At 70.3% G+C, this 12614-nt stretch carries 8 protein-coding genes; 4 read left to right on the top strand and 4 right to left on the bottom strand.

What is annotated here, in order from left to right; translation table 11 throughout:
* Nucleotides 1-92: 92 nt before the first annotated feature.
* Nucleotides 93-1829: a hypothetical protein gene (locus LF63_RS15315; RefSeq protein WP_052395032.1), complete on the top strand. Its 1737-nt coding sequence runs from the start codon at nt 93-95 to the stop codon at nt 1827-1829.
* A 16-nt stretch (nt 1830-1845) separates the two neighbouring features.
* On the opposite strand, the gene LF63_RS11945 is transcribed toward LF63_RS15315, so the two are convergent.
* The 4 genes from LF63_RS11945 to LF63_RS11930 form a co-directional block, all read right to left on the bottom strand.
* Nucleotides 1846-4101 carry a xanthine dehydrogenase family protein molybdopterin-binding subunit gene (locus LF63_RS11945; RefSeq protein ID WP_043102087.1) on the bottom strand — a complete coding sequence of 752 codons (2256 nt, stop codon included), beginning with the start codon at nt 4099-4101 and terminating at the stop codon, nt 1846-1848.
* Nucleotides 4098-4634, bottom strand: coding sequence for a (2Fe-2S)-binding protein (locus LF63_RS11940; protein WP_043103816.1), 537 nt, complete (start codon nt 4632-4634; stop codon nt 4098-4100). Before LF63_RS11940 ends, LF63_RS11945 begins: the two co-directional genes overlap by 4 nt.
* A gap of 50 nt (nt 4635-4684) precedes the next feature.
* Nucleotides 4685-6016 (bottom strand): amino acid permease, encoded by a 1332-nt coding sequence (locus LF63_RS11935; RefSeq protein ID WP_043103814.1) that lies wholly within the window; start codon nt 6014-6016, stop codon nt 4685-4687.
* A gap of 236 nt (nt 6017-6252) precedes the next feature.
* Nucleotides 6253-7122, bottom strand: coding sequence for a PhzF family phenazine biosynthesis protein (locus LF63_RS11930; protein WP_043102084.1), 870 nt, complete (start codon nt 7120-7122; stop codon nt 6253-6255).
* Nucleotides 7123-7338: 216 nt separating this feature from the next.
* Here LF63_RS11930 and LF63_RS11925 point away from each other — a divergent pair, with 216 nt between their 5' ends.
* The 3 genes from LF63_RS11925 to murD are packed head-to-tail and all read left to right on the top strand — an operon-like array spanning nt 7339 to nt 12579.
* Nucleotides 7339-9894 (top strand): bifunctional aspartate kinase/diaminopimelate decarboxylase, encoded by a 2556-nt coding sequence (locus tag LF63_RS11925; RefSeq protein ID WP_043103812.1) that lies wholly within the window; start codon nt 7339-7341, stop codon nt 9892-9894.
* A complete protein-coding gene (murL, locus tag LF63_RS11920; RefSeq protein ID WP_043102082.1) occupies nt 9891-11243 on the top strand; it encodes a UDP-N-acetyl-alpha-D-muramoyl-L-alanyl-L-glutamate epimerase in 1353 nt (450 codons plus the stop codon). The genes LF63_RS11925 and murL overlap by 4 nt, the downstream gene beginning before the upstream one ends.
* On the top strand, nt 11224-12579 hold the full coding sequence (gene murD / locus LF63_RS11915) for a UDP-N-acetylmuramoyl-L-alanine--D-glutamate ligase (RefSeq protein WP_043103810.1): 1356 nt from the start codon (nt 11224-11226) through the stop codon (nt 12577-12579). Before murL ends, murD begins: the two co-directional genes overlap by 20 nt.
* The last annotated feature ends 35 nt before the right edge of the window (nt 12580-12614 follow it).

The raw sequence follows: 12614 nt of genomic DNA, 5'->3' as shown, positions 1-12614 counted from the left end.
GCACCGGAAACCTTCGGAACGATGATGTCAGGCAAGAACATGCAATGTGCGTTGGCGCTTGTGCGGGTCTCCGCAGGGAGCGGCGCGCGCGCATGAAGTGGCTGGGCTACGTGCATACGCCGATTGCGGAGCATCACCGCTGGACGGTGCATTCGCGGCGTTCGATCTCGACCGGGCAGGGCAGCTTCAATCGCACCACGCGGCTGATGCTGCACCAGATGCGCTGGCGCAAGCCGCCGCGGCAGTACGGGCTCAGCGTCACAGCCTGGACGCTGTCGATCATCGTGCACCTGGTGTTCGCGGCGGCGATGCTGCTGGTGCGTCCGCCGCACTATAACCCGCCGGAGCCGGAAGGCCAGGACAACGCGATCCAGGTGCGCTTCATCGACGCCACGCCGCCGCCTCCACCGCCGCCGCCGGCCGTGCCGGTGCGCCGGCAGACGCCGGTGAAGCCGCGTGTCGCGCACCGCAAGCCGAGCGCGCCGTCGCGCGCGCCGGACCTGGCGCCGATCGCGGTGCCGGCACCGTCGCGACCGAAGGTCGACGTGCAGATCGCGCAGACCCCACCGAGCATCGACGAGAAGCCGCAGCCGCTGCCGCAGGTGCAGCCGGTGCCGAAGCCGCCAGCGTCGCCGCCGAAGCCGGAAGCGCCGGCAATTGCGGTGCCGCCGCCGCAGAAGGTGGTGATGGAGCCGTCGAAGATGGCGCTGCCGCCGCCGAAAGTGACCCTGCAGTCGCAGACGTCGGTGCCGTCGCCGTCGGTCATGGATCAGCCGATCCAGATCGCGCAGGCCAAGCCGGTCCAGGGCGCGCCGAAACTGGAGGTGCAGAGCGATCAGGTCGCACCGGTCGCGGTGCAGCCGGTGCAGGCGCCGCCGGCGGCCGAACCGCAGCCGCAGCCGCAGATCGACGTCGGCAAAGTGCTGCCGCGCCAGCAGCTCGAATCCGCGCCCGCGCAGAAGATTCAGGTCGAGACCACCACCGTGGTGCAGCAGACGCCGCAGACCGTGGTCGCCGCGCCCACACCGGAAACGCCGCCCGAGGCGATGCCGGCGGCGCCGGTGCAGGCCCCCGACGTGCACATCGACATGAACGCCGCACAGACGCCGAAGATCGACGTGCCGCCGTCCGCACTGCAACCGCAGCCGCAGATCGAGACGGCGCCGCCGGTGCGCGCCGCGGTCAGCGAGGTCGCTCCCGCGCAGGCCACTTCGGTCGCGCCCGCGCGGCCGAGCACCGTGGCCGCGCCGCGTCCGGACGCGTCATGGGCGCAGCAGTCCGACCGTTTCAGCAAGAATCCGCCGCAGCCCGGTCACGGCAAGGCTGCGCAGCGGCAGGCCGGCAAGGGCAGCCCGAACGGCGTGCCCGAGTTCATCCAGCGCGAGCCGCAGGGCAATTCCGACGTGATGACGCGCCGCTATCACGGCCTGGACTACAAGCCGACCATCTTCGACAAGTACTGGGCGCCGGACAATCAGGACGCGCTGACGGCCTGGTTGCAGAAACTGGTGGACGCGCTGAGCTTCAAGAAGACCTTCGATCTGGGCCGCGGTGTGCGCATCCACTGCGGCGGTTGGCTGCTCGGTTTCGGCTGCGGTGGCGATCCGCCCGCGGGGCCGTCCGCGAAGAGCGACGATCCGCGCTTGAACATGGCGCCGGCGCAGCCGCTGGTGCCGGGCCTGGGCGCATCGTCGTCGGCGCCGGCCGCGCCGGTGTCGCTGCCCAAGTCCTCGTCGGAATCGGTCGAGTGCGAGACTGCGCGCGTTTCCGGCGGCGTGCTGCCGCCGGGTTGCGCCGCGCCCAAGGGCGCGCGCAGCCACAACTGGTGAGCATGGCTGCGCGGCGTTACAGCTTGCGCAGCAGTTCCGGCATCAGCGGCAGCTGACGCACGCGCACCGTGGTCGCGGCGGACACGGCGCTGGCCAGCGCCGGTGCGGTCGAGGGCATGGCCACGATGCTGGCGCCGGTCGGCGCGCTGTCCGATGCCACGATGATGACTTCGACTTCGCGCGGCAGCTGCGCCATGCGCGCCAGCGGGTAGTCGCGCAGGTTGCTTTGCACGATGCGGCCGTCGCGCATCTGGATGGTCTGGCCCAGCGCCGTGGAGATGCCGTCGACGGTGGCGCCGACCGCCTGGGCCTTCAGCCCGAGCGGATTGATCACGCGGCCCACGTCGATCGCGCACACGGCGCGATGGACGATGACTTTCTCGCCGCGCACGGACACCTCGAAGGCATGCGCGCAGTAGGCGCCGTCGATGTGGTGGAAGGCGATGCCCAGGCCGTGGCCGTTGGTGCGCCGCCGGTTCCAGTCGATGCGCGCGGCGACGCGCTGCAGCACGTTGGCCAGGCGGCCGGTGTCGATCGCTCCGTTGGCAGTGGCTCCGGGCAGCACGTGCGGTTCGCCGAGCAGTTCCATGCGCAGTTCGAGCGGATCCTTGCGCACGGTGTGCGCGATTTCGTCGAGGAACATCTGCGTGGCGAAGGCGTCGACCACGTCGTGCCCGCCGCGGCTGGGACCGCGTGGCAGGGGGCTGTCGAGTTCGTACCAGGTGGAGCTGAAATTCGCGATCAGGCCCGCGGGCAGGGCGTCGGGGCGGGCCTCGGACGTCCACAGCCGATCCGCGGGCACGTCGCGTCCGGCCAGGGCCGAGGCGCTGGCCTTGCGCACGTTCCAGCCGACGATGCGCTTGCGGCGGTCGAGCACGGCCTGCATGCGGTGCAGCGCGCCGGGACGGTAGAAGTCGTTGCGCAGGTCCTGGTCGCGGGTCCACACCAGCTTGATCGCGGTGCCGGCGGCCTTGGCCAGCAGTACGGCCTCGGTGAGGAAGTCGTGATCGAGCCGGCGCCCGAAGCCGCCGCCGGCGCGCGGCACTTGCACGTCGATGCGCTCGGCGTTCATCCCGGTCAGTCGCTGCACAATGGTCAGCGCTTCCTGCGGCGACTGCGTCGGCGTCACCACGCGGATGCGGTCGGTGTCGATGCGCACCAGGCAATTCATCGGTTCGGCGGTGGCGTGGGCGACGAACGGCTGCACGTACATCGCCTCGACGTGATGCGGCGCATGCTTGGCGATCTCGGCGAAATCGCCGTCTTCGCGCACGTGGCGAGTCGGTTCGGCCTGACTTTGCAGCAGATCGCGCGCGCGCTGTTCGAGGTCGGCGGTGGAGGCGTCGGCCTGCTTGCCGGGCTTCCAGGAAAGTTTCAGCGCGTCGCGTCCGCGTAGTGCCGCCCAGGTGTCGTCGGCCAGCACTGCGACGCCGTTGGCGATCGGCGTGCTGCCCAGTGGCTGACCGGCCTCGGGCTGGAACTGCAGCACGCGGCGTACGCCGGGAATCGCCAGTGCGCTCTGGGTGTCGATGCTGTCCAGCGTGCCGCCGGGCCAGGGGCAGTGCAGGACCACGGCGGTCAGCGCCTCGGCCATGTACTGGTCGAGCGCGAACTTTTCCTCGCCACGCACCATCGCTTCGGCGTCGACGTCGCCGGCCGGGCGGCCGATCAGTCGGAAGTCGTCGGGCGTCTTCAACGGCGGCGCGGTTTGCGGCGGCGCCTGACGCAGCGCGGACTTGACCAGCGACCCGTAGTCGAAGCGGCGACCGTTCGGCGCGATCACGGCGCCGTTCTCGCAGCGCAGATTGGCGGCGGCGACACCGCTGGCCTGCGCCGCGGCCTGCACCAGCAGCCAGCGCGCCAGCGCACCGGCCTCGCGCAGATCTTCCCAGGCGGCGGGGATGCTGCTGCCGTCGCCGCTGCGCTGGTGGCCGTAGCGCCAGCGCAGGTTGTCGTTGCCGCTGACCAGGTCGGGACCCAGCGAAATCACCTCGACCCGGGTCCAGTCCGCATCGAGTTCGTCGGCGATGATGCGCGGTAGCGAAGTGTGCGTGCCTTCGCCGCAGTCCGGGTCGCGCGCGCCGAGGATCACGCGGCCGTCCGGTTCGATGCGCACGTACGGTCCCAGGCGGGTGAGGTCGTCGCCGAGCAGCGCCAGCGGCGTGTCGGCATCGGCGGCGCGGGCACGGCCGACGCCGACGATGAGCGCGCCGGTGGCGCCGGCCAGGACCTGCAGGAAACGACGTCGGGTCAGCGGCAGTCGAACGCTCATTTCGAGCCCTTCGCGGCCTGCAGCTGCGCGGCGGCGCGATGGATGGCGCGGCGGATGCGCGGCTGGCTGCCGCAGCGGCACAGGTTCGGCAGCGCGTCGATGTCGGCGTCGCTCGGCGCGGGCTTGCGGCGCAGCAGGTCGGCGGCGGCCATCAGCCAGCCCGGCTGGCAGTAGCCGCAGAGGATCGCGTCCTCGTCGATCCAGGCCTGCTGCAGCGCATGCAGGCTGCCGTCGGGGCCGGCCAGGCCTTCCACCGTGGTCACTTCGCTACCGGCCAGGGTATCCATGCTGCGGGCGCAGGCGAGTGCGCGCTTGCCGTCGATCAGCACGGTGCAGGCGCCGCACACGGTGCTGTCGCAGCCGTACTTGGTGCCGGTCAGCTGCAGCACGTCGCGCAGGTACCACAGCAGCGGCATCGAAGGGTCGCCGGTATGCAGGTACGACTCGCCATTGATGCGCAGTTCGATGCCGTTGCGCGGTGGAACCCGCGTGATGGTGTCGGGTGGCGTCTGGACAGGTTGCGCTTGCACGATGGAGGGCGTCCTCTGGGCGTCGGAAAATGATTGTCGCAGAGCGTATCCGGTCAGCGGCTGAACCAGCGGCGCCACAGCACAAACACGGGCACGCCGGCGGCGATGATCAGCAGTCCGATGCCGACGCTGACCGGCCGCGTGATCACCAGGATGGCGACGATCACCATCACCGTGGCAATGAACAGCAGCGGGGTCAACGGGTACAGCGGGGTGCGGTAGGCGCTGGCGTTGCCGGCGTGCGTGTGGCGGTACCAGAACAGGGTCGCCACGGCGGCGGCATAGCCCAGCCAGTCGCCGACGGTCGAATAGTCCAGTAGCTGGTTGTAGGTGCCGGACAGGGTCAGCAGCACGGCCCACGCGGCGACCACGGCCAGGGCGCGGTTCGGCACGTGCCAGCGCGGATGCAGGCGCGCCACCGAACGGAAGAACACGCCGTCGGCACCCATCACCTGGAACACGCGCGCGCTGCCGATCATCGCGATGTTGCAGTAGCCGAAGGTGGAGATGGCGATGCCGGCGGCGATCAGGCGGCGGCCGTTGTCGCCGAACACGCGCGCCATCACGTCGGCGGCGGGGGTGTCGCTAGCGGCCAGTCCGGCGTGGCCGAGCGCGCTCATGTAGGCGATGTTGACCAGCACGTAGCAGCCCAGCACCAGCAGCATGCCCAGACCCAGCGCGCGCGGCAGGTTGCGCGCCGGTTCGCGGATCTCGCCAGCGATGTTGTTGACGTAGGCGAAGCCGCCGTAGGAGAACAGCACCGGCAGCAGCGCGCCGGCCAGCGCCCAGCGCGGCAGTGCCGCCTGCGCCGGGTCGCCGACGAAGGCCGCGCCGAGGTGGCCATTGCCGGCCCAGGCCAGGCCGATCACCACCAGGATCGCCACCGCCAGCAGCTTCAACACCGTGAACAGGTTCTGCACCAGCGCGCCGGCGCGGATGCCGAAGGCGTTGATGCCGCCCAGCAGCACGATGGCGCCGACGCCGATCGGCTTGACCAGGGTTTCCGGCAGGCCGACGGCGACGCAGGTGTAGCGCGCGAAGATCATGCCGACGGCGGCGATGCTGCCGGAGTAGTTGACCAGCAGCATGGTCCAGCCGAACAGGAACGCCGGCAGGCTGCCGAAGGCTTCGCGCAGGTACACGTAGCTGCCGCCGGCCTGCGGGCGGCGCGCGCCGAGTTCGGCGAAGCACAGCGCGCCGGCCAGGGTCAGCAGGCCGCCGACGATCCACAAGGCGAGCAGATCGACGCCCGAGTGCGTGCGCTGCGCGACGGTCGACGGATTGACGAAGATGCCGCCGCCGATCACGCCGCCGACCACCATCATCGCCGCCGACCAGGCGCCGAGGCGTCGAACGTAACCGGGCGCTGTCGCGTCCTGCTGCATGGATGGGTTCTCCGCGAACGATCCGCACAGCATGCGGTGTGCCGCATGGGCAGGCAACTGTCGCTGTCTTCGGCGTTTTGAAGACCTGCGTTACCGACACGTTCTCCGGTCGTCATTCCCGCGGAATGTAGGCATCCGGGGGCTTCCGCGTGCGTTGCAAAGAGAAAGTCACTGGGTCCCGGCTTTCGCCGGGATGACGTGAGAGGGAAGGCTTGCGAGGTTCCGGTGCGGGGCGATCAGAGGTTCAGGTGGCCCTCGACCACCACGACGCAGCGGCCGCCTACGGCGACACGTCCCTCGGCATCGACGTGGACTTCCACGATGCCGTCCCGGCCCACTTCGCGGCCCTGGCTGGCGGTGTAGCGGCGGCCGTAGCCGTCCAGTCCGCCTTCGGCATGCAGGTAGGCGGCGATGGCCGCGTTGGCGCTGCCGGTGACCGGGTCTTCCGGAATGCCGTCGGCCGGGCAGAAGGCGCGTACGGCCATGTCGGTCTTACCGTCGCGTTCGCGTCCGAACACGCAGGCGCCGACCGCTCCGATCTGCAGGCACAGCGCCGCCAGTGCGTTCATGTCCGGCTGCAACGCGCGCACCGTCGCCGCGTCGGCCAGATCGCAAGTCAGCCAGAGCGGGCCGTTGTCGATCCGCTGGGGCGGACGCGCGGCCGTCGTGCCGAGTGCGGCGCAGAGCACGTCGGCCTGCGCGGCGGGCAGGGTCTGCAGGCGCGCCGGCGGTGCCTGCACGCGGATGGTCCGCTGCGCATCGTCGCCCTCGACCTGCACCGGCAGCAGCCCGGCGGCGCATTCCTGCACCAGTGCCCCGCGCGTCGCCTCCACGCGCCCGCAGGTCAGTGCGACGAAGGCGCTGCCGACGCTGGGATGCCCGGCGAAGGGCAACTCCTGGCGCGGCGTGAAGATGCGCACGCGGTAGTCCGCCTCGGGCGTCGTCGGCGGCAGCAGGAACGTGGTCTCGGAGAAATTGGTCCAGGTGGCGATGCGCTGCATGGCGGCCGCGTCGAGGTCGTCGGCGTCGACGATCACGGCCAGCGGGTTGCCGTACAGGGCGCGGTCGGTGAAGACGTCGATCTCGAAGTAGCGTCGCGAAGGCATGGCGGAGCGGTCCGTGGTCGGGTGGCCTACAATACACGCGGCCACCGTTTCGTCATGTCCGCTGCCCGGTTCGGACATGGAAAAACGCTATAACCGGGGCGATTGCGTTTTGTCGCGCAACGGGCACACTGGCCGGATGCCCTTTCCCCACAGCATGTTGTCCAACCCGTGAACCAGACCGTTTCCACGTTGCCTGCCGACGCCCCCTGGGTGGTGATGAAGTTCGGCGGCACCAGCGTCGCCAGCGTCGAGCGCTGGCGCAACATCCGCGAGCTGGCCGCCGCGCGCCGCGCCGAGGGCGTGCGCGTGTTATTGGTGGTGTCGGCCCTGGCCGGCGTGACCGATGCGCTGAAAGCGCTCTGCGCCGAGGACGATGCATCGGCGCGCACGCAGGCCGCCGATGCGATTGCCGAGCGCCATCGCGCGCTGGCGGCGGCGATGCAGATCGCGCTGCCGGAGCGCGTCGGAACGCTGCTCGACGGTCTGCGCCAGCTGGCCGAGCGTGGGCCGGAGGCCGACGGCGATCCGCTGGCCTGGAAGGCGCTGGTGCAGGGGCACGGTGAACTGCTTTCCAGTGCGCTGGGCGCGGCGTTCCTGAGCGCCCAGCATCTGCCGACGCAGTGGATCGACTCGCGCGATTGCCTGCGCGCCGTGGCGCTGCCGAACCAGAACACGCGCACGCGCACGCTGTCGGCGACGGTCGATGCGCAGCCCGACGCCGCGCTGGCCGAACGCCTGGCCGCGCAGGGCGAGGTGCTGATCGCGCAGGGCTTCATCGCCCGTGACGAAAACGGCCGCTGCGTGCTGCTCGGACGCGGCGGGTCGGACACCTCCGCCAGCTGCTTCGGCGCCGTGCTGAAGGCCGCGCGCGTGGAGATCTGGACCGACGTGGCCGGCATGTTCAGCGCCAATCCGCGTCAGGTCGCGGGCGCGCGCCTGCTGCGTCAGCTGGACTACGAGGAAGCGCAGGAAATCGCCACCACCGGCGCCAAGGTACTGCATCCGCGCTGCCTGTCGCCGCTGCGCGCGCCGCGCGTGCCGCTGTGGATCAAGGACACGAATCATCCGGACATGGAAGGCACCGAGATCGGCCCGCAGGTGCGCGAGGCCGCGCCCAGCGTGAAGGCGATCTCGACGCGCTCGGGCATCACCCTGGTGTCGATGGAGTCGGTGGGCATGTGGCAGCAGGTCGGCTTCCTCGCCGACGTGTTCGATGCCTTCCGTCGTCACGGCATCTCGGTGGACCTGATCGGTTCGGCCGAGACCAACGTCACGGTGTCGCTGGACCCGACCGAGAACCTGCTCGATTCCGACGCCGTCGCCGCGCTGGCGACCGATCTGGCCAAGGTGTGCCGGGTCAAGGTGATCGCGCCGTGCGCGGCGGTGACGCTGGTCGGACGCGGCATGCGTTCGATGCTGCATCAGTTGTCCTCGGTGCTGGCCGAGTTCGGGCAGCTGCGCGTGCACATGATTTCGCAGTCGTCGAACAATCTGAATCTGACCTTCGTGGTCGACGAGGACGTGGTCGACGACCTGCTGCCGCGCCTGCACGAACTGCTGGTGCGCGCCGGCAGCCTGCGCAGCGACGACTCGCAGCTGTTCGGTCCGAGCTGGCAGGCGCTGTACGGCAGCGGCGAGCAGGACATCGCGCCGGCGTGGTGGCGCGGCGAGCGCACGCGTCTGCTGCAGCTGGCCGCCGAGCGCAGCCCGCGCTACGTCTATCACCTGCCGACGGTGCAGGCGCGCATCGACGGACTGAAGCACCTGCAGGCGGTCGATCACGTGCACTACGCGATCAAGGCCAACAACCACGCGCGCATCCTGCAGGCGGTGGCCGCGTCCGGCTTCGGGCTGGAGTGCGTTTCGCCCGGCGAACTGGCGGCGGCGAAGGCGGCCGCGCCGGACGCGCCGCGACTGTTCACGCCGAACTTCGCGCGTCGCGACGATTACGCCGCCGCGCTGGACGACGGCGCCACGGTCACGCTGGACGCGCTGCATCCGATGGAGCACTGGGGCGAACTCTTCACCGGTCGCTCGATCATGCTGCGTGTCGATCTGGGTCGCGGCCTGGGCCATCACGAGAAGGTGCGTACTGGCGGCAGCGGCTCGAAGTTCGGCCTGCCGCTGGATCAGCTGGATCGTTTCCTGGAACTGGCGCGCACGCACGACGTGCGTGTGCAGGGCCTGCATGCGCATCTGGGGTCGGGCATTCTCGACGCCGGCCACTGGGGCGAGGTCTACGCGCAACTGGCGGCGCTGGCCGAACGCATCGGCAGCATCGAGATTCTCAACATCGGCGGTGGCCTCGGCGTGCCCTCGCATCCGGGCGAGCAGCCGCTGGACCTGAACGCGCTGGATCGCGTGCTGAGCGAAGTGAAGGCGGCCTATCCGCAGTACCGCTTGTGGATGGAGCCGGGCCGCTATCTGGTGGCCGAGAGCGGCGTGCTGCTGGCGCGGGTGACGCAGGACAAGCGCAAGGGCGGTCATCACTACCTCGGCATCGACGCCGGCATGCATAACCTGATCCGCCCGGCGCTGTACGAGGCCTGGCACGAGATCGTGAACCTGTCGCGCCTGGACCAGCCGGCCATCGCGTTGTACCAGGTGGTCGGACCGATCTGCGAGACCGGCGATGTGCTTGGCAACGACCGCCGCCTGCCGGTGTCGGCCGAGGGCGACGTGATGCTGGTCGCCCAGGCCGGCGCCTACGGCGCGGTGATGGCGTCGAACTACAATCTGCGGGAAACCGCCGACGAGATCGTGATCGAATGAGTGCACTGAGCGACCCGCGCGAGGCCGCGAGCTTCCGTTTCGTCCGCTGCGGCTACGCCGACGGCGTGGCCGAGCTGGCCTACGCCTTCGACGACGGTCCGGAGCTGATCGAACGCATCCGTTTTGCGGATGCGCCGGCGTTGTCGGAGGCGCGTCGCGGCGCGTTCGACGCCGCGCTGCGCCTGCTGCATTTCGTCGCCGGCATCAGTTACTACAAGGCCGGCGTGCCGCAGCGTATCGTCGTCGACGGCGATGCGCCGGACGCCGACACCGCCGAGCTGCTTGACACGCTGTACCTGCATGGCCTGGCCGAGTTCGCCTACCGCAACGGGTTGGACCTGCGCGGGCGTATCGCGTTTCCGCGCGATGGCGCAGCGTCGGCCCCGGCGGCGTCGCTGAACCTGCCGCGCCGCACGCTGGTGCCGATCGGCGGCGGCAAGGACTCGCTGGTGGCGATCGAGGCGATCAAGGCCGTCGGCGGCGAGGCCACGGCGGTCTGGGTCGGCAACTCGCCGCTGATCGCGCACTGCGCCGCGCGCACCGGACTGCCGACGTTGAACATCGGCCGCGAACTGTCGCCGGTGCTGTTCGACTACAACCGCATGGGCGCGTGGAACGGCCACATTCCGGTGACGGCCGTGAACTCGGCGATCCTGGCCGTGGCCGCGATTCTGTACGGCTTCGACAGCATCGCCTTCGCCAACGAACGCTCGGCCTCGGCGGCGACGCTGGAATACGAAGGTCAGGAGGTCAATCACCAGTGGAGCAAGGGCTTCGACTTCGAGTGTCGCCTGCACGACTGGTTGCATCGCCACGTGGCCGCGGACCTGGACTACTTCTCGCTGCTGCGTCCGTTCGCCGAGCTGGCGGTGACGCGCGCCTTCGCGCGCCTGGGCGGCGACTATTTCGACGCCTTCTCCAGCTGCAACCGCAACTTCCGCATCCTCGGCCCCAAGCCGGCCGACCGCTGGTGCGGGCAGTGCCCGAAATGCCACTTCGTGTTCCTGGCGCTGGCGCCGTTCCTGCCCAAGCCGCGCCTGATGGGCATCTTCGGCCGCAACCTGCTGGACGACGAATCGCAGCGCGCCGGCTTCGACGCGCTGATGGAATATCAGGACCACAAGCCCTTCGAGTGCGTGGGCGAAGGCGCGGAGGCGCGCGCGGCCATGTACGCGCTCAGTCAGCGTCCGGAGTGGCGCGAGGACGCGCTGGTGGCGCGTTTCGCCGACGAGATCCTGCCGCAGCTCGACGCATCCGAGCTGGCGCTGGAGCCGTGGCTGGACGCCGCCGATGCGCATCGCATTCCGTCCCGGCTGGCCGGAGCGCTGGATGACATTCGCGGCGCTTGAAGGCCAACGCGTCGCGGTCTGGGGCGCGGGACGCGAAGGACGTGCAGCGCTGGCCGCACTGCGCCAACGGCTGCCGGGTCAGGCGCTGACGCTGTTCTGTCGCCCGGGCGAGGCGGACGATCTGGCGGCGATGGCCGAGCTGACGGTGCGCGTCGAAGCGCCGGATGCGCAGGCGCTGTCGGCGTTCGACGTGGTCATCAAATCGCCGGGCATCTCCGCCTACAAACCCGAATTGCTGGATGCGCAGGCGCAGGGCACGAGGTTCACGTCGGGCACCGCGCTGTGGTTCGGCGAGCGTGCCGACGCGCGCGTGATCGGCGTCACCGGCACCAAAGGCAAGAGCACGGTCAGCGCATTGCTCGCGCATCTGGCGCGTTCGCTGCGCGTGCGCACGGCGCTGGCCGGCAACATCGGTCTGCCGCTGCTGGAGCTGCTCGACGGCGACGCGGCGCTGTGGGTGACGGAACTGTCCAGCTTCCAGACCGGCGAAGCCGGGCCGCTGGAACTCGGCGTCATCACCAGCCTGTACGAAGAGCATCTGGATTGGCACGGCTCGCGCGAGCGCTACGTCGCCGACAAGCTGAAGCTGGCCGACGCCGCGCGCACGCTGCTGGTCAACGCCACGCAGCCGGACCTGCTGGCGCGCACGGCGGCGCATCCGAGACGCGTCGTCTTCGGCGCGACGGATGGCTGGCACGTGGCGGACGGCGGTTTGCATCGCGGCGCGTCGCGCCTGTTCGAGGTTGCCGACCTGCCGCTACCGGGCGCGCACAACGCGCTCAACGCCTGCGCCGCGCTGACGGCGCTGGAGCAGGTAGGTCTGGATGCTGAAGCCGCGTTGCCGGCGCTGCGAACCTTCCACGCCCTGCCGCACCGTCTGCAGCCGCTGGGCGCACGCGACGGGCTGCGCTGGATCAACGATTCCATCAGCACCACGCCGCAGGCGGCGCTGGCGGCGCTCGACAGTCTGCCGCGCGCGCGGACCGTGCTGATCCTGGGCGGCCACGATCGCGGACTCGACTGGCACGGTTTTGCCGAGGCGCTGCGCGACCGTCCGCCGCACGCGGTGGTGGTGCAGGGCGCCAACCGCGCCCGCGTGCTCGACGCGCTGCGCGTGGCGGGATACGCGGCTTCGCTGATCGAGACCGACACGCTGGAATCCGCCGTCGACCGCGCCCGCGAAACGGCGCCGGTGCAGGGCGTCGTGCTGCTGTCACCCGGCGCGCCGAGTTTCGACCAGTTCCGCGACTACACCGAACGCGGCCGTCGCTTCGCCGCGCTGGCCGGCTTCGACGCCGCGCGCATCGCCAGCATCGAAGGGCTCGGCATCGCCTGAGTCGTTCGGTGTCCAGTCCATGCACAGGCATGGAG

This window comes from Oleiagrimonas soli (assembly GCF_000761445.1).
GTDB lineage: Bacteria > Pseudomonadota > Gammaproteobacteria > Xanthomonadales > Rhodanobacteraceae > Oleiagrimonas > Oleiagrimonas soli.
Note: the sequence above shows the minus strand (reverse complement) of the source record. Positions and strands in the feature narration are given on the sequence as shown.

Excerpts from the sequence above, each read along its gene's own strand:
- LF63_RS11930 (WP_043102084.1), bottom strand. The coding sequence starts at position 7,122 with ATGCCTTCGCGACGCTACTTCGAGATCGACGTCTTCACCGACCGCGCC.
- LF63_RS11935 (WP_043103814.1), bottom strand. The coding sequence starts at position 6,016 with ATGCAGCAGGACGCGACAGCGCCCGGTTACGTTCGACGCCTCGGCGCC.
- LF63_RS15315 (WP_052395032.1), top strand. The coding sequence starts at position 93 with ATGAAGTGGCTGGGCTACGTGCATACGCCGATTGCGGAGCATCACCGC.
- murD (WP_043103810.1), top strand. The coding sequence starts at position 11,224 with ATGACATTCGCGGCGCTTGAAGGCCAACGCGTCGCGGTCTGGGGCGCG.
- murL (WP_043102082.1), top strand. The coding sequence starts at position 9,891 with ATGAGTGCACTGAGCGACCCGCGCGAGGCCGCGAGCTTCCGTTTCGTC.
- LF63_RS11945 (WP_043102087.1), bottom strand. The coding sequence starts at position 4,101 with ATGAGCGTTCGACTGCCGCTGACCCGACGTCGTTTCCTGCAGGTCCTG.
- LF63_RS11925 (WP_043103812.1), top strand. The coding sequence starts at position 7,339 with ATGAAGTTCGGCGGCACCAGCGTCGCCAGCGTCGAGCGCTGGCGCAAC.